Below are 18,422 nucleotides of genomic sequence, written 5' to 3'. Positions count from 1 at the left end.
GTGCCTCCGGGCGCAAAGAGGAAGCCCCGGTATGGCCGGGGCGGTACGGGTCGGGGACAAGGGTTAGCGGCTGATCCAGTAGACGCGGAGGGATGAGGTGAAGTCCGAGCTGACGTAGGTGGCCAGGGCGCTGCCGCTGCTCTGCTGGCCCTGCACCTCGACGTAGTCGGTGCTCCCGTTGAGGGCGACCACGGTGCTCGTGCACTGGCCGCACAAGACGCTGTTGACGGCGTCGGAGCCGACCGCGGTGCCGATGATGGCGGACCCGTTGAGGGTGAGGCGGCAGCGGCGGTAGCCGGAGGAGGCGCCGGTCCAGCCGACGGTGCCGATCACGAGGTACGTGCCGGGCACGGTGGCCGTGTACCTGCTGGGGTTGACGGTGTTGGAGTGGCCGCCGTCGCTGTCGACGACCGTGGTGTCGATGGTCAGGCTGGTGAAGGTCGCGGTCGGGATCGACTGCGAGGTGGCCTGGTAGCCGGAGAAGACCGGCGGGCCGGTGAGGAAGGACGAGAGGTACTGGACGTTGGCGTTCCACAGGGCGCCGGTCACGTATTGACCAGGTGCGACGGTCGCCGCGGACGGCACAGTACGGGCCACGGCTCACCTCCGGAAAGGGGTTGGCGGGCCGTGGTCGGGCCGGTGGTCAGTAAGCGAAGGCGACCGCGTCGAAGCGGTCGACGGCGTCCCAGGTGGTCGGGTCGGTGATCCCGGCCGGGAGCGGCTCGCACACCGTGTCCCCTGCCGTGTGGGATTTGGTGGTGGCCGTAGTGAGGGTGATCGTGGCCGATGTCCAGCCGGGGCTCGTCGCGCCAACGGTGGCCACTGTCACGGTCTCCTGGTTGGCCGTGTTCTGCCCGAGGACGAGCTGCTGGCCGGCAGCGAGCTGGGCCGTGAGGGGGTTGGTGGTGTCGGCCGAGGCGTTGATAGTGATGGTTGTGACTCCGGCGGCGAGGCTGGAGGCCAGGGTGGTGTGCCAGCTCGCGAACGCGCCATATGGCGTCAGGTCGACCGGGGAGCACTGGAGGGTCCAGACGGCGTCGCCCTGGTCGTCCATGCTGATCGCGATCTGCTCGACGAAGCAGTCGATCTGGTCGGCCGGGACACCTGGCGGGCGGCGCATGACGCGTACCCGCATCCCGAGTTCCAGTGACAGGCACACCGGCCAGAGCGCGGGATTCGCTGCCGGGTGCAGTTTCAGGGCCGCGACGCGGGTGGCGGGGTTCTTGTACCTGCTGAGCAGGTAGCCCGCAGCGTCATGGCATTCGGGTGCGGAGCTCGAATTGACTGTGCGGGTCAGGGTGCGCGGGAAATAGTCCGCGATGGACGAGGCGTCCTGGGCGTAGAAGGCCTGGTTCGAGCTGGCCTGGGTGACGGTGACCTGGTTGGACAGGTGGGTGGCGTCGTAGTCGAGCTGGCAGTCCTCGTAAGGGAACTCGCCGAGATCGGGCCTCTCCCCGAAGACGTAGGCGGGGGCGAGGGAGTTGTAGCGGGCCGCGCGGCTTTTGAACACGATGGTCCCGGACCGGTCGGCGTAGTGCTCGCCGTTCTCGGTGTCGACCACGGCCTGGAGGGCGGAGAGTGCGTCCTGCCCGGCGGTGGCCATCGGGCCCATGCTGGTGGTCAGGCCGGACTGGATGGAGGAGATGCCGGTGTACCCGGCGTAGCGCAGGATGCGCGCGTAGCGGGCGTCGGTGGACTCGCCGGCGCAGGCCGATTTCCACGCGGTGTAGAGGCTGGTGCAGTCGGTGGCGGTGAGCGCTGTGGGGAACTCCGCGGCGAAGCTCAGGTCTCCCTTGTAGTTGAACGCGGTGCCGTTGCCGACTGAGGGGTCGACCCAGCCGCCGACGGAGTCGGAGACGAGCCCGGTCGGCTCGGTGGTGGTGTCGACGCTGGTCCATATGGTGCTGGCGCCGTCGAGGCTGATGATGAGCTGTGCTGCCGTGTGGCTGTAACTGGTAGTGACCAGGTGCCAGTTGCCGTCGGAGACGGAGGTGGTCGACGGCTGGTAGGTGAAGCCGTTGTTCGCTGGTCCGGTCATGACCATTTGTAGCAGGCCGGATGAGTTGATCTGCCAGTACAGGGAGGACCCGCCGCCCGAGCGCATGTCGAAGCACGACCACATGACCGCCGAGGTGGAGGGTGTGGGGCCGGTGTAGCGGAAGGCGAACATGCGCGACCACGTCCCGCTCGGGCTCGCCGGGCCCTTGATGCCCGCGGCCGTCAGGCTGATGAAGTTCGCCGGACTGGGCAGGTTCGAACCGGGGTTGGCGTTGCTGACGGTGACGACGGTGCCGCTGCTGCCGGTGTAGGTGCCGCCGCTCGTGGCCGATGTGATCTGGGTGCCGGAGGTTACGGAGCCGGCGCCGTACTTCGACACCCCGATCGGTGCGGCCGGGTACGTGCCGGTGGTGTCCGTGAGCGAGGTGACGTTCTGCGGGTCGCCGAGGGTGTAGAGGAAGCGCGGGCTGTGGTTGTTGATCTCTGCGGTGAGCGGGTCGGTCAGTTTGACCTGGGAGAGCAGCGACATCGCGTCCACGCAGACGGGCTCCACGGTCCCGTATGTCCCGTGATAGTTCCAGCGGGAGGGCCAGCGCTCCACGAAACCCGCGTACAGCGGGTACCACACGCCCGGCGCGACCCAGGCGCCGCTCGTGCCCTTGCCGAGGTAGGCGCCGTCGGCCTGCACCGTGCATGTCGCGGTCGCGGTGGCGGCCAGGGCGACGCCTATGTCCATTCCGGCCGCGTAGGAGGGCGCGGTGGCGGTCACCGACACTTGCGTCCAGGTCCCGGTCGGTGAGCCGGTCAGGGTGACGGTGGTGCCGTAGGAAAAGGCGAACGGCCCGTTGCCGTACCCGGCTTGGTACCAGGCGATGAAGGGCTGGACCTGGAGCGCGGTACCGGAGGTGGCGTCGCGGACCTGGACGAGCATCATGTACGTCTGCCCCGGAATCACCCCGACCTGCGGGATGTGGAAGACCCGCGTCGGGGCGGTGCTGCCGGAGGGGACCTGGAAGGCGAGGACCCGGCTGCCCTGCCAGGCGGTGGCGTCCGCGACGATCTGCCCGCCGCCGGAGGGGTCGGTCAGGGAGAAGATGTCCTGGCCGGAGCCGCTAATGTCGAGGGGTCCGGTGCTGTAGCCGCCGAGGTCGCCGCCGGTGGCCTGCACCTGCGTCAGCAGATTTGCCGTCGGCGGCCATTGGGCGCGTTTGCGGTAGGGCTGGTAGGCCATGATGTGCCCGGCCCACGGCCCGCTGGAGTTCAGGGGGTCGAGAACGCCGTCGGTGTTGGCGAGGGTGACCTGATACTCGCCCGCGCGGACCTGGTCCAGCTCGTACTGCCGCCCCCGCTGGATGCTGGAGCGCCCGCGGGTACGGGGGGTGACCTCGACGTACCGATCCAATGGGCTGTCGCCCCCGGCGCAGTTCCAGTACGGTCCCCATTCCTCGGCGACCAGCGGCCAGTTGGGGTTGATCGCCACCTTCGCCTCCTCAGCGTTTGTAGGGGGTGTAGCTGGTGGAGGAACGCATGCCGAGCCGCAGCATCTGCCGTTCGATCACATCGCGCAGGTCGTGTTCGGACAGGACGCTGCCCTGTACCGTCACATTGATCACCACTGGTCCGGAGCCAGGGCCTCCCCCGCCGCCCGTGGCACTCCTGAGTCCTCCAGTGATGCTCACCGCGGCGGCCGGTGACCCGAAGCCGTCGAGTGAGGCGGTGGCCAGACCGCGCGAGGCACCGACGACTGCCCGAGCACCGGCCCGCAGGCTCTGGACAAGTCCGGCCACGATGTTCGTGCCATGGGCCATGAACACCCGGGAGGGGCTGAAGATGTGCAGGACCGAGGAGAAGGCCGACGAGACGCTGCTCGCGAGGTTTCGCACGTAGGAGTACAGGCGCCCGGACTCGGCGTAGATACCGTCGACCAGACCGTTGATCAAGTTCGCGCCGGAGCTCCAGAGAAGTGAGCCCGTGTTCCCGAGGGAGGCGAGTATGCGGTGCGGGAGGCCCGAGACCCACGACAGCAGGCCGCTGCCGGAGCTGGTTGCCCCCGATGTCGCCCGAGTGAAGGCGTTGACGGCCCACGCCCACAGGCGCCCGCCCAGGGGCGCCAGCGCGTTCAGGATGCGGCCCGGCAGCGCGGACACCCACGACACCAGACTGTTCGCGACGCCGACGACCGCGTGGTACGCCGCGGCAAAGCCGTCGGCGATGTCTTTCCAGTACCGGACGATCAGCAGGGCAGCGATGCCGACCGGGCCGGTCAGGAGTGCGAGCAAGAGCGGCCAGTGCGCCTTGACGAAGCCGACGACGAACGACACCGCCGTGGTCACGGCCGAGCGGATCTGGGACCAGTACCTGACCAAGCCGACGATCGCGAGCCCGACCGGCCCGAGCAGCAGGATCAGCAGCAGTTGCCAGTGGGCCCGCACGAAGTCGATCACATAGGAGACGGCCGCCGTGATCGCGTGGAACGCGGTCTGCACTGCCGCGCGGAACCAGGCGAAATGCGTATAGGCGTAGACCAGCGCACCGACCAGGGCCATAACCGCCAGGATGATCAGGACGACGGGGTTCGCGTCGAGGACCAGGTTCAGCGCGGCCTGCGCTACCGCCATGACCCGTGCCGCGGCGGCGGCCACCCTCTCCGACGTGGCGAAGGCCCGCACCGCCCTGCCCGCGCTGGCGAGCCCGGTGCCGATGTCCTTCACACCCGTGACCGCCCCGAGCACCGCACCGGTTGCGAACTTCACCACCGCGCCGGCCAGGACGACGCCGATCGCGACCGCCAGGGCCTCGGCCGCGGTCCTGTGCTGGGTGAAGAACCCGATCGCAGCCGTCACGATGGGGATCAGCCCCGTCCCGAGCTGGATCAGCAGGCTGTCGAACCCCGCGCGCAACTGCTTCACCCGCTGCCCGAGGGTCTGCTGCACCTCCGCGAACCCCTTGACCTTGCCCTGGGCATCGGTCGTGGCGCCGCCCATGGCCCGGATCGTGTCCGAGGTGTCCTTGAAGTTGGCGCCCACCGTCGTCAGCGCGGCATTCGCCCCCGGGGCCGTGCCCATGAGCCGCTTCAAAGCCGCGGCGAACTCCGGCGTGCCCTCCCTGCCCGCCTTCGTCGCCGCCTGCGACAGGTACTCCATGGCGTCCGTCAGCCCGTTGGGGCCATGCAACTTGGCCTTCAGTTCATCAGACGAGACACCGAACTGCTTGAACGCGTCGTACATGGGCTTGGTCGGGTTCAGCAGCGACCGTAAGGCCTGGGCCAGGTTCTGGCTGGCGCGCTGCGCGGTGAAGCCGTGATTGGTCATCTCGGCCAGAGCCGCGCCGACGTCGTTGAAGCTGATCCCGGCCGCCGACGCCGTGGGGACGATGTTGGCGAACGCCGCAGAGAAGTCCTGCAAGTTGACCTTGCCGTGCGCCACAGCGGTGATCATCTTGGAGGTGATGTCACCCGCCGCCGACGCCTGGAGGTGATAGTCCTTCAGCACATCCGTCAGCGCCTGCGCGACCGTGGTGGTGTCGGCGCCTTCCGCCGCCGCGCCCTGCGCGGCCGCTTTGAGGACCGTCAGGCCGTCGCCGGCGTGATAGCCCGCGGCCTCGACGTAGTACATCGACTTGGCCAGGTCCGTCGCACTGACGCCGACCTCACCGGCCATGGACAGCAGGCCCTTGCGGACCAGGTCGAGATGGTCGTTGGTCTCACCGGCGGAGGTGACCAGCCGGACCGTCGCGGACTGGAAGTCCGAGGCCATCTTCACGGAGGCGACCGCCACGCCGATCCCGACAGCGGTAGTGGCCTTGCCGAGCTTCGTCATCACGCCGCCGATACCGCCCATCCTGGCGGTGAAGCTCTCGCCCGTGGCGGCGGCCTCGGACATGCCACGGCGGAACGGGGCGGTCTCGGCGCGGAGCGTCACCCACAGATCGGCGACTTCGGCCACCTGCCACCGCCTTCCCCGCCTCAAAGGCGACCGAAGCGAGTAGATGGCCAGGCCAACGGCAGGCCGCTCAACTGACGGAAAACACCGGCTGTTTGAGGAACGCGAGCGAAGTGATCAACCCGGCGGCAAACGTTTCGCCGCAGTGGAATACAGCCGGGTATTGGGTGGCTTGATCTGCTTCCAACTCTCCTTTCGAGGGTCCTTATTTGCCCGCGCGAGGCAACCGCATTTCACGCCAACGCGGTCGTGACTCTTGTCACTTGATCTTGCGTTGAGCGTGCCGATCTGCGGCGTTAGCGTCGGATGGTCCGCCCTGCTCTGACCCTCCGTCAGCCGGGAGAAGGCGAGAAGACGACACACGGGAACCGGGTGGGCTCGCAACCAAACACCGGCGCTCCCGCATGCCGTCTTCCCGCATACGCACTCAGGAGTGTAATGAATCGCCGCGCCCTGCGCACCGCTGGCATATCGGCCCTTGCGGCCCTCACCTTCGGCCTGGCCGCCCCGGCGGCCTCCGCTGTGGAATTCGACCGCGCGCAGTCCACCACCGTCACGGCTGCTGCCGCCGCCCCCGCGGCCCTCAGAACGACCGGGGGCGCCGAGGCCGTCCGGGCCCTGGAGATCTTCGCCCAGGCCATCCAGAACCTCCCCGCGGAACTGCAGTCCAGGAACCTCAACGACCCCGAGGTCGTCCAGCAGCTGACCAAGGCGATGGAGCGCCAGGGCATCAGCCCCGGCACTGCCTCCAAGGTCGTGGGCTTCAACTGGTTCAGCTGCACCATAGCCGTGGGCAAGTTCGCCGCCGAGAACGCCATCCCTGTCGCCAAGGTGGCCCGGATCGTCGGCAAGGTCGGCGGCTACGCCAAGTTCGCCAAGTACGCCTGGCGTTACCTCAAGGAGGGCTACGCACCGCCGGAGGCCGGATCGGAGTTCGCGGAATTCGTCATGGCCGTCAGCGGCCTCGGCGGCGTGGCCAGCGCGTGCGCCTGACACGCTGACGTCATGCCCGGCGGCTATGCGGGACGGTGAAAGGGGAAGGCCATGCCAGGAGTATTCGAAAAGCCCGTCGGTGAGGACAGCCCGGGAACGGTGAAAGAAGCCATCGGATACGGCACGTTCAACGTGCTGTTCTTCCTGATGATCTCCTACCCCGGAGCATCGTTCATACGGGAGCTCCTGAGCTGGAAGGGAGTTACGCTCTCACCGCTCCTTGGTGCCGTGCTCGTGTGGCCGGTCTCGGTCGCCATCGTCTATACCGAGCCCCGGGCTCAGGCCCGGCCGTGGTGGCCCAGGGCCGAGAAAGCGTGGCGATGGACCGGCGCGGTTCTCTACGCCGGCCTGCCGCTCATCCTCGCGCTGACCTTCCCGATGACCGTCGGCCAGGACCTGGCGTCAGGCATTCCCACGCTCATCTCCCTCAGCCCGGTGATCGCCCTGATGGCCTTCTTCATCCTGCGCAGGCGCCTGCGGGACCGCAAGGGTTCCTCCTGACGGCCGAAGTCATGACACCGTGAGGGTCCCGGCAGCCCCGGCCGCCGGGACCCTCACGGTGTCACCGCACCCACCCGCCGCCGAAGACGCTCCGGTACAGCTGCGGTGCCACATGCGTGATGCCGAACCGGAAGGCGGGCAGCAGGAACGGGTAAGAGGCTCCGTTGCGGAGCATGCCACGCTCCAGGTACATCCCGTACCTGTTGGCCGGAGTGCGGCCCTTGCCATACGGCGGGGTGAGTCCGGGCGCGGTGCCGACCCTGGTCTCCCAGCCGCCACCCGTCCGCACGACGGGAGTGTGGGTGAGCGAGCGGCGCAAGGTCCCGGAGATCACCGCCGGGCCCGTTCCCGGCCGAGCGGGGGTCGGGGTGCCGTAAGCGTGGGAGCCGCTGCTGGCGTTGACCTTCGCCTGGCGCTCGACGGCCCCCGCCAGCCGGGTCAGGACGGTGCGGGCCTTGAGCTGGGCATCGCGGTCGATCTCGGCGAACAGCCGGGCGAACGCGCCCGGACGGAGTTCCGGCACCGCGGCTCACCCCCATCCGGATCACCCCATGCGCCGATCGGCCTCACGCCGCGCCCGCTCGTTCTCCCGTTCCTCCTGCTCGGAGATGAGGCCGAGGAAGTCGAGGCAGTACCGGCGCACATACAAGGGGGTCTGCTGAAGGTCACCCCAAGTCCAGCGCATGCGGCGCATCAGAATGAAGTCGGCCCACTCGGGCGGCGGGCTCCCTGACGCCCAGGTGCCGTCGAGGATTGACTCAACCGGCAGCAGCACGTCCTCGTAGTATTCGGAGCCGGGGCCTAGGAAGGGTCCGCGACCCGGCCGATCTCCTCACCGATCCGGGTGATGATCGCCATCGGCAGCCGGGCCACATTCTCCGGGGTGACCTCCACCAGGCGCGTCTGCTCCGCAGCCTCCAGGGCCGCCAACTGGGCGGTGAGGTCGTCCGCGTCGAGGTCGATGGTCACTGGGACCCCGGTGGCGCTGGCGTCGTACACGTGCCAGGCGACAATCAGGTTCGCCATGACCTTGTACATCGCGGCGTTGGCCGCCTGCGGGTCCACGGGCTTGCCATCGGCGTCCGTGGCGACGTCGTCCGGGGTCAACTCCCCGGGCGGCAGCAGCACCGGATTGCGCAGCAATACGGAGACTTTGTCGCCGAGCTGGGGGAATTCGAGCAGGATCACGCGGTTCGTGTAGCCGGACATGGGTGGGGGTCTCCTTGCGGCAAGGGTGTTGAGGGCGTGGGTTCCCCGGCCGGGCGCGACGCCCTCACACGCCGCCCGGCCAGGGAGTGGGAGTGCTCCGGCGAGGTTGCCGTCGCATGGACCGCATGTGCGACCCGGTTCGAACGTTCCGTCACCGCCGCAGCCCGATCGTCCCGGACCGGTGACGAACACGGTGTACTCGCCTGGCCGGGAGAATCGCCAGCCAGAATCTCCCCACCCAACGACGCGAGGGGAGACTCATGATGCTGGAGAGGACGCGTGCGGCCACGGCTGCGCTGATGACGGCGGGAGTGCTGATGGTGCCCATTGCCTCGGGGAACGCTGCCCAGGCGGCCGCGGCGTGTGCCCACCACACCACGGGTGTATGCAAGGCCAGAAGTCGGCATCCGCACGGGGCCACCGCGCAGTGCAAGGACGGGAGTTACTCCTATAGCGCACGCTTCAGCGGGACCTGTTCGCGCCACCGAGGCGTGCGCTACTGGTACCGGTAGCGCTTGCGAGCCCCCCTGCTCCGCAGGCCTCCGGGAGGGGAACTGTCCGTTGCGCCATGCCTGGGCCCATCCCGCACCGCCCCGCACGATACCCAGGCCCTTCTCAGAGGAGCTATACATGCGTCGTCTCGCCGCTGCTCTCAGTGTTATCGCGACCTTCACCATGGGAGGGGTGCTTTGGGCGTTGCCGGTCACCATCAGTGTTCTGGGCACCACCGGCACATGCGGGCCTGCGATCTACGCCGCGCTGTCCGAGCACACGAGCTACGGCACCGACCAGATGAACAGGCAGGTCCAGCCTCTGTGCCGGGACCAGGGCCTGCCCCAGTCGCTGGCCGGAGCCATCCTCGGCGCCGGCGGACTTCTCACGGGAGCGTCGCTGCTCTGGCTCAACACCTCGCGATGGCCCAAGAGCGCCACCGAGTTCCGCTACGCGATGGCGCACCTGCACGAAGCCGGTCCGGACGGGCAGTGCGCGACGTGCCGCGTGACCTGGCCCTGCCCAACCGCCCACGCAGTACGGTGGTCGATGACGAACCAGCCCCATCGCGCCTGACGCAGCAGCCGCGCTGACCGGTCAGTACGCCGCGGTCTGGAAGTTGGACAGAGTCGCCTGGGCAGCGCCGCCGTCGACCGTGTTGTAGATCCCCGACAGGCTGAAATCCGCCTGCAGGTAGGCACTGCCGAAGTCGCGCTTGCCCTTGTACCAGCCACTTTTGCTCATGGTCAGGCTGAGGGACTGGCCGCCACGTGCAATGGGCTGCTGCAAGGTCGCGGTCGCAGGCGACTGTACGTACCCGAGGTAGAGGTTCATATCGGTCTGGTTCTCGAAGATCGCCTTGTAGGTGCCGTCGACCTCGATGGGGCCAACGAAGACCTCGCGCGGGGCTTGAGTACCGTCCGAGGACGCGATGGCTTCGGTGGCGCGCTTGACGGTCAGGTCGTAGGACAGGCCGCGAGTCGAACTCGCCCCGGCGTTGGTCATGTTCCACGACCAGCCCAGCAGCGGATCGAAGGTCGAGAAGCTTTCGGTCTGCGGTGACTGGACCACGCTGGGGAAGCTGACGTATTTCACGGAGGCGGTGACTGCGCCCTTCGGGTCGATCTTCACCTGGAGATCCGACTGACGGCAGTACGAGCAGGAGACCGTCTGCGTGGTGTCGTACAGGGTCAGGCTGTACGTCGGCAGCGGCGTAGTCGACTGCTTGAAGGTGTGCGTCGTCGTGGTCGTCACGGCCGCGGACGAGGCGTGCGCGAGCGACAGGCCGACCCGGTTGGCGCCGGTCTTGCCGAGCACCGTGGTCACATTGGACGTGTACGGTCCGGTGCCGGTGGCGGTGCCGTCGGTCCAGGCGTACTCGGTGTTCGCCCCAGTATCGATACGGATCACCGTGGACGCGGGCAGCGCGGCGACGGTCTGGATGGACGTCGCCCCGGCCGTGACGGAGGCCGACAGTGTGCTGGCCGTGGCCGGAGTCACAGTGTCCGGGCCGATGATCCCGGTGAGGAAGTGCCCGAGCAGATCCGGGTAGGCCAGCACGTCGAGCTGCCATTCGGCGTGGACGACGCCCTGGTACATGCCTTGCAGGACCGTGTCGTTGCCCCTGATGCTCTCGTCCTTGATCTCTGTGAACATGTCCTCGTAGTCGCCCTTGGTGAAGGGGATTCCGATGGTGGGCGCCACCCAGGTTCCGGCGGTGCTCTCCTTGGCGAGGCCGAGGGTGGCAAGGCGGGAGATCTGCGTCACGACGTCACCTCCTCAGCAGGCTGAAGGGGACTGAGGGACTTCCTCTTCGACGGGTGCGGCGATCGCTCAGATGACATCGGCGGAACGGTATCGATGACAACAAACCCGGCTATGGGGTCGGGCCAGTTAATGGTCTCTCCTGGCTGGACAGTGGCTGGGATCGCGGGGATGTCCACGGCGGCCTCGTGGGTGCTTTTCTGCAGCGGCATGGGGGCTCCGGACGTTCGGGAAGGCCTCCGTGCAGGAAGAGGCCATAAGAGCTGAAGAGGTGGGGACAAGAGCTGGCCTGCGGGCGGCAGGGTCCCACAGCCGGGACGGGCCGGCCGTGATGTCGCCGCGCGCGAATTCGTCTCCAGCTGAGAAGCCGGTGAGATCAATTTGCGGCACACAGACTTCGGCAGTGAACTGGAAGGGCGGGGGCAGGCCGTCTTGGCTGGAGGTAGTCATGGTCAAGGTCACCAAGCTGGCCGGCAAAGGTGTCCCGGGGCTGGAGGGCGATCCGCCGCTCTACCACTTCGACGCGACACCGGAGGAGATGGCACAGCTCCTTGCCGATCCTCACCGCTTCTTGAAGGAGGCGGGCCTCCCCACCTCGGCGGCGGGTCGCATATCGCTGTGCAAGTGGGCCGAAGCCTATTCGCCGGAGCATGGATGGCAGAAGCGTGCGGACGGCGGATCGGACACCGCCGTGAGGCCTAAGTCATGCTGCTACGTCTCGGGGGACACTGAGATTACGTGCCACATGCATGCCCCACCCCAGTGAGCCCGTGCGCGAGTCCCGGCATGAGGCCCCTCATCCCGTAGTCTCGAAATCATCGGCGAAGTAGACAATTTCCGCGTGGAATTCGCCTGTCTGCAAGGTCTGCTCCGGGTCAGTGAACCGGACGGTCACATAGGCCGGATCTTCGGCTACCGACCGGAAGCGGCCACCGTGGCTCTTGTCGCCGGGGAACCCGTCGATGCGCGTGAGGGTCTTGTCGATCGCGGTATCGAAAGCCCTCTGGTCGGCCTCGGCGGCGCCCTGGCCGGAGGACAGCGGCCAGACCGCCTTGAGCACGAACTCGTAGGTGGGCATGCGGCGGACGTTCGCGAACCGCTTGTCGTGGATCTGGCGGCGCAGGACGAACAGGTTGGTGCCGCGCTTGCCGGGGGTGCGAGGCTGGTAGGCCTGCACGTTGCCCCACGGGCCCCCAGCGCTCGTCAGCAGCGCGGGCAGTCCGTCACCGCTGGTGGTCAGCCACGCGACTTCCCGGTCAACGGCGTCCGCTGTACTCACCGTCTCCTCCTTCCCTTCCGCTGCCCGGGGTTCCAGCGAGCACGCGGGAGCCGGAGGTGTGAGTGGCGGGCGCGGCCGGTGCGGGGGCGGTGGCGGACGTAGTGGACACCGCGCGGGCTCCGGTGGTGATGCCGCAGGCCGACGCGGGTGCCTGGGTGACCGTGCCGGTGCGGGCGGCCTGGCAGGCGGCGGCGCTGGGTGATCCGGTGCCGGGGGTGGCGGGCCTTGAGCCGGGCGGACAGCTTCGTCCGGACAGCCCCAGGGAGAGCACGCCTTCGGCGACGGGCCCCAGCTGGCGTCCGGCGCATGGTCAGCGCCGGGTGTAGGGAGCGAGCATTTCCAGGGCATCTGTCCGCAGGGCGTCCGGATCGTGTCCGGACCGGCCGTCCACGGGGTCGAGCTGCTTCACGGCCATGCTCGCGGCCATGTACTGGCACGCCTGCACCAGGTCCGCCGGCACGGTCGCGTACCCGCCGGAGTAGGTGACCTGGATCGTCGTGCCCGGCGGGACGAAAGTGCCGAGCTGGAACCGGCAATGCCCGGTGTCCGGCTCGAACTGGACCGTGCCCACCGCGACCGTCTGGGCGCCGGAGTACGACCGGTACAGAGCGATCGAGGCGACGCTGCCCGCCCACAGCTCCGGGTAGCGCGCCGGGTGTTCCCGTACCCAGAAGTGCCGGGTCAGCAGCGTGGAGCCGAGCGACTGGGCGCGGGAGAACCCGAGCTGGCTGGTCGGGTCGAGGGGGACGTAGGCGTCCAGGGCGTCCTCGACGTCCATGGCGTCCGCCCGCTGCGTCTCCACCACCCCGGTGAAGGCGGCGAGGCGGCGGTCGCAGGCCGATTCGCATGCCCGGGTGGCCTGGAGCATCAGGTTCGTCTGCGCCTGCGCGGAGAAGCCGGAGACGAGGTTGGCGAATGGTCCCTCGGTGAACGACGCGACGGTGGCCAGGGGTGTCGGAGTATCGGCGGCCATGTCCGCACCTCCTTGTCCTCCGGCCGGGCGTGCGCGGCGGCTATTCGCTGATCGCGGCCCTGGGGCGCCCCGGGCGGCGCTTGGCCGCCTGGGCGTCACCGGTTTCGGGAGCGCTCGCGGTGGCTGGTCCGCTCGGGGCGGCGGCCTCGGTGAACCCGGCGTCGGGGATGGCCAGCAGGTCAGTGGCGAGGCCGTCGGGGACTTCGACGACGTCCTCGTGCGTGGACCAGGCATAGCCGCCGGGGGCCGAGCCGGGGAGTTGTCGTGTCTTACGGAGCCACATCGTCATCCTTTCGCTTTCGGCTGTTTCTTCGGGTCCTGCACCGACTCCCAGTCCCGGAAGAAGTCCTCTTTGTAGGAGAGGTGCTTCCGGCAGATGCGGTAGCCCTTGACCGTGGTGTCCGCCGTCGTCTCCGTGCCGTCCTTGAACAAGCACACACAGCACCATCGGGCTGCCATGGCTCCGCCTCCATTCCAACTGGTGGTGCCGACCCGGCCCGTAGGAACCGGGACGACGGGCTACAGAGCGGCGGTGATCCTGGACAATCTGCCCACATAACGGGGCCCGCGAATGGCGAGCGTGGTGTCGGTGAGCACGGCGAACGGGAGCGTGTCGGGCGCCGTCACCGTCGGGGCGAGCGGCAGGATCTGCATGTCGCGGGTGTAGGGGCGGACCATGAAGTTCGGGTCGCGGGGCACCAGGTAGACGTCCTCGGGGCCCGCGGTCGCGGAGGCGGCGCGGGGCTTGGCGCCGGTGTTGCTGCCCTGGTAGGCCGACGGACCGGTGTTCACGGTGCTGTTGGTGAGGAGGTTGGTGCCGTTGTCGATGATGCTGGTGACGGCCGCGCCGGTGGTGTCGAAGGCGTCGACGGTGCCGATCAGGGTCTCGGTGCCGGTCGCGGTGGACCGGTAGACCTTGTACAGGATCGGGCTGGCGCCGTCGGGGAGGTTCGTCGGGGTGGAGAAGCTGAGCGTGACCGTGCTCGTGGAGCCGGTGGTCGTCTGGGAGACTTCTGTGGAGGCCGCGATCTCACCGAAGCGGGCCACGACCGCCGAGAGCTGGTAGTAGTAGGTGGCCGCGGCCAGGGTGCCGCCGGTGGTCGCGGTCGCGGTCGACACCGTGCTCATCTGCTGTGTGCGGGGCGACAGGAAGCTCGACTTGAGGATCGGCACGTCCCTGTACGTCGGCACGTTCAGGCCCGCGCCGAGCGCGGTGGTCGGGGCGGCGAACCGCTGCTGGGCAACGAACGCCTGGGAGACCGCGCTGGCCATGCGGGGGCTCATCACGAACATGTACTGGCTGCCGATCGGCATCGCCGCGTTCGTCTCGACCAGGTCGATGAGCTGGTCGAGGTAGTGCAACGCGAAGTTTCCGTTGATGTCGAGGGCGTTGACGTAGTTGTTCGATCCGGTACCGGCCGACCAGTTCGACACCAGGTAGTCCAGGCCGGAGCAGATCGGGTACAGCCCTGCCGCGGTGGCGCCGTCGTGGCCCCAGATGAAGCTGTTCTCCAGCGACCAGAGCATCGAGGTGACCGTGCCGTCGAGTTCGAGCTGACGCAGGTCCCCGACAATGTCCCGGGTCACGGTCTGCGCGTAGCCCGTGACGGAGCCGACGGCCTGGAAGAGGCGGATGTTGTAGACCAGCTGCTCGTAGGTCGAGTTGCCGACCGGCCGGGCACCGCCGTCGACAACACCGCCGGAGTCGGGCCGCTGGACGCGCCGGTTGAAGAAATACTGGGTCGAGTTCCACTGCTTGGACGGGATCGCGGCGAGCAGCGGAGCGTAACGGCGCTGATACTCCAGCAGGACGGGGTCGATTGCTTTGGGTATGAGCGGGGAGACGGCTCCCGCTGTGGTGATGGCCTCTTCGAGCTCGGTGGGCACGAGAGGCACCTCCTCTCGTGCAAAAACCCCGTCGGGTGCTCACCGGACGGGGCTGGCTGGGGACGGGTATGGCAAAGGCCCCGCCAGGGCGGGGCCTTGGGGGAGGTGCTGCCTGCCTACTGGGCGGGCTGTGGGGTACGGCCGAAGGAACCGAGGAGGACTTCGGCACGGTTGTCGAACAGCTCGTCGCCGGTGGGTCCGGTGGCCTTGTCGTTCTCGTGGACGCGGAAGCCCTGGCGGGGCGGGAGCCCATTCTCCTTGAGAAGCTCCTCGCGGAGTTCGTCACGGACCTGGGTGCGCAGTTCCTCGCGCAGCTGCTCCCTGAGTTGGCCGATCTCGGTCCGCAGGCTCTCCTTCAGGGCCCGCCCGGCCTTCTTGCCGGCCTTGCGGCTGTCGGCCGGTGCCACGGACTCGGCCGTCTCCTCCGGCACCGCCTTGGTTTCTTTCTCGGTGACAGCCGTGACGACCGGCGCGAGGTTCTCTTGGAGCGCGGCGCCGAAGAGCGCACCGAGAGCTGCGATGTCGGCGTCGGTCAGGGTGCGGCCAGTGGTGTTTTCGGGGGCCGCCGTTTCGGCGGCCGGGGCTGCGGTCTCGCTCACGGCGGACTCCTTCTCGGTGGTGGTCTCCTCGGCGACTACGGCCGGGGTGGTCTCAGCGACGGCGTCGACGACATGCGCGGCCTCCGACCCGCTGTCGTCGTCGGTGTCGGCGTGGGGTGCGCCGGGGACGTCGATGTCGGCGTCCATGTCCGGGTCCATGGCCTGGAGCGCGTCGACGGCAGCCGCCATGGCGGCCTGGGTGATGGCCCGGAGTTCGGCGGGGTCGATCCCGCAGGCCCGCATGGTCAGGGAGAGCGGCCCGTTGAAGGCGTCGATGCAGAACCCGGCGCCGCCCTCGGGGCTGTTGGGGTAGTACTCGCGGACCTCTCCGAGCCGGAGCCCGGCGGATTCCTTCATCGAACCGTCCTTGTTCCAGGTATCGGGGATCATCGACGCCAGACCGAGGGCGGTGGCGCGCTGGATGATGTGCCGCCGGATTGCGTCGTGATCCGCGCCGCCCCGGCCTACGGCACGGATCGCGCGGCGCAGGTCGGCCCGGGTCCTGATGGGGTACGCGCCGTCGGTCATCGCCTGGCCCCGGGCCGCCATCACCCGCCGCTGCTGCGCCGAATACGCCTCACCGGCCGGCGGTCCGTCGACCGGCTCGACGCTGGCCTGGACGGACTCGCTGATCGGGACGCGCCCCGCCGACTCGGCGGCCGGAGCCTCGTCCGGCGTATAGGAGGCGGCGGCCACCGTCGCCCCGGCAACCCCGGGCGTGGCGGTGAAGTCCACGGCATGGATCTCCAGGTCATCAGCGGTCGTGACTGTCTCGCCCTCGTGCTGCACCCGCTGGAGCGGGCCGAGCCAGTAGCCGTGGATGGACACCGACCGCAACGCCGGCTCCCTGCCGGTCACCAGGGCGGCGATGTCCCGGCCGGGCGCCGTGTCATACAGATCCGCCCGATACTGCGCGGACCCGTCCTCCTCGACCGTGACGGAGGTGAGCCGGCCAACGATGAGCCGGGAGTCATCACCCGCATCGTGGTGGGTGCGCATGACGATCGGCAGCCCGCCCGGGTCGGCGATCCGCTCCTGCATCCGTCGCGCCGCCTTGGCGATCAACTCGCGGCTGTAGAGGCGGCCGTTGCGGCTGACCCCGGGGGTGAGCATGGTGCCGGAGACGGTTGCGATCCGCTGTGTCATCCCGCGCCTCCTCGGCGAACAGAGGCCATCGTCGTGAGCCGTGGCGCGCGCCGGGTGCCGACGGCCAGCCGCAGGATCGCGGCGCGGACCCGGGGATCGGTCTCGACGGCCTGGACCAGGTCCTCGACAAACGCTTTCCGGGCCGCGGCTTCTTCGACGTCCCGGCGGCTCACGGAGCCCCGGGGCGCGTGCCCCCGTTTCGGGATCTCGTACACGCTCACCTGCCCTGCACGGAGAGCTGGAAGGTGAGCGTGGTGAACGTGCCGGTGAGGGTCCAGGCGAGCCGGTAGGAACCGCCGGACACCAGCACGGCGCCGACTCCCATTCCGGGCCCGATGGAGAAGGTGGCCGTTCCCGTCGTGGTCATGGCCGTCGACGAACCGAGCGTCTGCCACGCGCCGTTGGCATCCAGCTGTTGCAGGCCCACCACCAGATTGGTGCCGCCCGCGAAGGCCGTGATGTTCACGCCGACGATCGCCTGGCTGACGTTGTTGGTCCATGTCTGCGCCGTCGTGGTCCCGTTCGCCGTGCGGGACTGCGATGCCTCGGAGTACAGGGCGACCGGCGGCTGAACCACCGTGAAGACCGTCGGTGAATTCGACACGATCACCGACGAAGGGCTACCAGCAGCACCGATGACATTGCCGGTTCCGTCGACCGGGGTGAAGACCGGATTGGTGGGCACAGAACCTCCAGGTCAGGCAGGAGCAAGAACACAGCGGCAATGAGGGTGTTGAGGCAGGCGGGGCGCGGCCAGCAGGCTGTAGGGGCCACCGGCCTCAGCGCCGGAGCAGCGCTCGCAGACCCTGCCGTCGCCCGCTGACAGCCAGATCACCGCCCTGGTGTCCCCTCCTACGTAGGCGGCGAGGAGTCCGGCACCGTAGGCGGCGGACACCGCGACGTCGGCGGCCAGGGCCAGGTCAAGGCCGATGTTGAGGACGTCCTCGGCATCATGTTGCGGGTCACCGCTGCTGTCCGCCATGGCCCGGCCCGCACGTGTCGCTGCGGCGCCCAGGGCGGCGGTGAGGACGGCGGTCGCTGTGGCCCCGGCGGTGTCCGGGCTCATGTCCGGCGAGCCGAGCGCGAGGTGCCCGGGACCCGGCTCCCCGTAGCCCGTATCGTCGGTGTGATCACGGGTGATGAGGTGGTGGCCGGCCGCCCACCCGGCCCGGTGAGCGCGCTGCGCAGCACCGGCCAGAGCCTTACGGGTCCGCGGCCACGACCAGGCGGTGAGACAGGCGAGGACCGCGGCGGCCGCGGCCCGCCGCCGGTGTGGCCCAAGCGGGTCCGAGGTCTCTCCCACCGTCTGCCGCCAGGCGGCGACCGCCGGGCCCAGGCCGATGCCGCGAAGGTCCGCCTTCCACGCGGTGAGCACCACGGCGTCGGCGGTGGCGTGCAGGGCCAGGCGACGGGCATACACCGGACGCCAGACGCCTCGCAGGTCCCCGAGCTGGAGGGTGGCATCGGACATGGCCACCTCCAGCCCGGGACAGGACACCGATGAAACTCAAAGGAGCTTCCGCCAACTTGAAGTCGCAGGTCAGTGGGCTGGTGTGACCGGCTCTTGGGTACTCGTGCTGATCGTGGGCGGCAATCTGCGGAGCAGATCGTCTGTCAGCGGTTGACTTCGACTTTCGTCA

At 68.8% G+C, this 18,422-nt stretch carries 21 protein-coding genes; 6 read left to right on the top strand and 15 right to left on the bottom strand.

Annotated elements, in window-relative coordinates; genetic code table 11:
• Positions 1 to 63: 63 nt before the first annotated feature.
• Genes ACWD4A_RS02220 through ACWD4A_RS02210 form a run of 3 tightly spaced genes read right to left on the bottom strand, consistent with a single transcriptional unit; the run spans position 64 to position 5,942 of the window.
• Positions 64 to 597, bottom strand: a complete 534-nt coding sequence (locus tag ACWD4A_RS02220) for a hypothetical protein (RefSeq protein ID WP_451188177.1) — start codon at positions 595 to 597, stop codon at positions 64 to 66.
• Positions 598 to 643: 46 nt separating this feature from the next.
• Positions 644 to 3,478 carry a hypothetical protein gene (locus ACWD4A_RS02215; RefSeq protein WP_451188174.1) on the bottom strand — a complete coding sequence of 945 codons (2,835 nt, stop codon included), beginning with the start codon at positions 3,476 to 3,478 and terminating at the stop codon, positions 644 to 646.
• A gap of 10 nt (positions 3,479 to 3,488) precedes the next feature.
• Positions 3,489 to 5,942, bottom strand: coding sequence for a phage tail tape measure protein (locus ACWD4A_RS02210; protein ID WP_451188172.1), 2,454 nt, complete (start codon positions 5,940 to 5,942; stop codon positions 3,489 to 3,491).
• A gap of 435 nt (positions 5,943 to 6,377) precedes the next feature.
• Between ACWD4A_RS02210 and ACWD4A_RS02205 the strand changes: the two genes are divergently transcribed.
• Complete coding sequence (locus ACWD4A_RS02205; RefSeq protein ID WP_451188169.1) at positions 6,378 to 6,932, top strand: hypothetical protein; 555 nt, start codon at positions 6,378 to 6,380, stop codon at positions 6,930 to 6,932.
• Positions 6,933 to 6,983: 51 nt separating this feature from the next.
• Positions 6,984 to 7,433, top strand: coding sequence for a hypothetical protein (locus tag ACWD4A_RS02200; RefSeq protein ID WP_451188167.1), 450 nt, complete (start codon positions 6,984 to 6,986; stop codon positions 7,431 to 7,433).
• Positions 7,434 to 7,494: 61 nt separating this feature from the next.
• Here the strand turns inward: ACWD4A_RS02200 and ACWD4A_RS02195 are convergent, their stop codons facing one another.
• From ACWD4A_RS02195 to ACWD4A_RS02185, 3 genes are read right to left on the bottom strand one after another with little or no spacing between them, the layout of a single operon-like run.
• On the bottom strand, positions 7,495 to 7,956 hold the full coding sequence (locus ACWD4A_RS02195) for a hypothetical protein (RefSeq protein WP_451188164.1): 462 nt from the start codon (positions 7,954 to 7,956) through the stop codon (positions 7,495 to 7,497).
• A gap of 21 nt (positions 7,957 to 7,977) precedes the next feature.
• The gene (locus ACWD4A_RS02190; RefSeq protein WP_451188161.1) at positions 7,978 to 8,208 is read right to left on the bottom strand and encodes a hypothetical protein; all 231 of its coding nucleotides are present in this window, start codon (positions 8,206 to 8,208) and stop codon (positions 7,978 to 7,980) included.
• Between the two features lie 26 nt (positions 8,209 to 8,234).
• Entirely contained in the window at positions 8,235 to 8,642 is a 408-nt protein-coding gene (locus ACWD4A_RS02185) for a hypothetical protein (protein ID WP_451188159.1), read from the bottom strand.
• 260 nt (positions 8,643 to 8,902) lie between these two features.
• Here ACWD4A_RS02185 and ACWD4A_RS02180 point away from each other — a divergent pair, with 260 nt between their 5' ends.
• Both ACWD4A_RS02180 and ACWD4A_RS02175 read left to right on the top strand, forming a co-directional pair.
• Positions 8,903 to 9,154 (top strand): DUF3761 domain-containing protein, encoded by a 252-nt coding sequence (locus ACWD4A_RS02180; RefSeq protein WP_451188158.1) that lies wholly within the window; start codon positions 8,903 to 8,905, stop codon positions 9,152 to 9,154.
• A gap of 118 nt (positions 9,155 to 9,272) precedes the next feature.
• Complete coding sequence (locus tag ACWD4A_RS02175; protein WP_451188156.1) at positions 9,273 to 9,710, top strand: hypothetical protein; 438 nt, start codon at positions 9,273 to 9,275, stop codon at positions 9,708 to 9,710.
• 21 nt (positions 9,711 to 9,731) lie between these two features.
• On the opposite strand, the gene ACWD4A_RS02170 is transcribed toward ACWD4A_RS02175, so the two are convergent.
• Complete coding sequence (locus tag ACWD4A_RS02170; RefSeq protein ID WP_451188154.1) at positions 9,732 to 10,901, bottom strand: hypothetical protein; 1,170 nt, start codon at positions 10,899 to 10,901, stop codon at positions 9,732 to 9,734.
• Positions 10,902 to 11,301: 400 nt separating this feature from the next.
• Here ACWD4A_RS02170 and ACWD4A_RS02165 point away from each other — a divergent pair, with 400 nt between their 5' ends.
• Positions 11,302 to 11,664, top strand: a complete 363-nt coding sequence (locus tag ACWD4A_RS02165; RefSeq protein WP_451188153.1) for a hypothetical protein — start codon at positions 11,302 to 11,304, stop codon at positions 11,662 to 11,664.
• Between the two features lie 30 nt (positions 11,665 to 11,694).
• Here ACWD4A_RS02165 and ACWD4A_RS02160 read toward each other — a convergent pair whose 3' ends face one another.
• A complete protein-coding gene (locus ACWD4A_RS02160; RefSeq protein ID WP_451188152.1) occupies positions 11,695 to 12,177 on the bottom strand; it encodes a hypothetical protein in 483 nt (160 codons plus the stop codon).
• An 89-nt stretch (positions 12,178 to 12,266) separates the two neighbouring features.
• Here ACWD4A_RS02160 and ACWD4A_RS02155 point away from each other — a divergent pair, with 89 nt between their 5' ends.
• On the top strand, positions 12,267 to 12,503 hold the full coding sequence (locus ACWD4A_RS02155) for a hypothetical protein (protein WP_451188151.1): 237 nt from the start codon (positions 12,267 to 12,269) through the stop codon (positions 12,501 to 12,503).
• On the opposite strand, the gene ACWD4A_RS02150 is transcribed toward ACWD4A_RS02155, so the two are convergent.
• From ACWD4A_RS02150 to ACWD4A_RS02120, 7 genes are all read right to left on the bottom strand, one after another.
• The gene (locus tag ACWD4A_RS02150) at positions 12,488 to 13,150 is read right to left on the bottom strand and encodes a hypothetical protein (RefSeq protein ID WP_451188149.1); all 663 of its coding nucleotides are present in this window, start codon (positions 13,148 to 13,150) and stop codon (positions 12,488 to 12,490) included. The genes ACWD4A_RS02155 and ACWD4A_RS02150 overlap by 16 nt on opposite strands.
• A gap of 40 nt (positions 13,151 to 13,190) precedes the next feature.
• A complete protein-coding gene (locus ACWD4A_RS02145) occupies positions 13,191 to 13,433 on the bottom strand; it encodes a hypothetical protein (RefSeq protein WP_451188147.1) in 243 nt (80 codons plus the stop codon).
• Between the two features lie 2 nt (positions 13,434 to 13,435).
• Entirely contained in the window at positions 13,436 to 13,609 is a 174-nt protein-coding gene (locus tag ACWD4A_RS02140; RefSeq protein WP_451188145.1) for a hypothetical protein, read from the bottom strand.
• 60 nt (positions 13,610 to 13,669) lie between these two features.
• Positions 13,670 to 15,037 (bottom strand): hypothetical protein, encoded by a 1,368-nt coding sequence (locus tag ACWD4A_RS02135; RefSeq protein WP_451188143.1) that lies wholly within the window; start codon positions 15,035 to 15,037, stop codon positions 13,670 to 13,672.
• Positions 15,038 to 15,153: 116 nt separating this feature from the next.
• Complete coding sequence (locus ACWD4A_RS02130; RefSeq protein ID WP_451188141.1) at positions 15,154 to 16,782, bottom strand: hypothetical protein; 1,629 nt, start codon at positions 16,780 to 16,782, stop codon at positions 15,154 to 15,156.
• 217 nt (positions 16,783 to 16,999) lie between these two features.
• Complete coding sequence (locus ACWD4A_RS02125) at positions 17,000 to 17,467, bottom strand: hypothetical protein (protein WP_451188139.1); 468 nt, start codon at positions 17,465 to 17,467, stop codon at positions 17,000 to 17,002.
• Positions 17,468 to 17,479: 12 nt separating this feature from the next.
• The gene (locus ACWD4A_RS02120; protein WP_451188137.1) at positions 17,480 to 18,253 is read right to left on the bottom strand and encodes a hypothetical protein; all 774 of its coding nucleotides are present in this window, start codon (positions 18,251 to 18,253) and stop codon (positions 17,480 to 17,482) included.
• Between the last annotated feature and the right edge of the window lie 169 nt (positions 18,254 to 18,422).

The sequence above is a fragment of the Streptomyces sp. NPDC002537 genome, from assembly GCF_053594975.1.
This window is presented reverse-complemented; position numbering and strand designations above follow the sequence as displayed.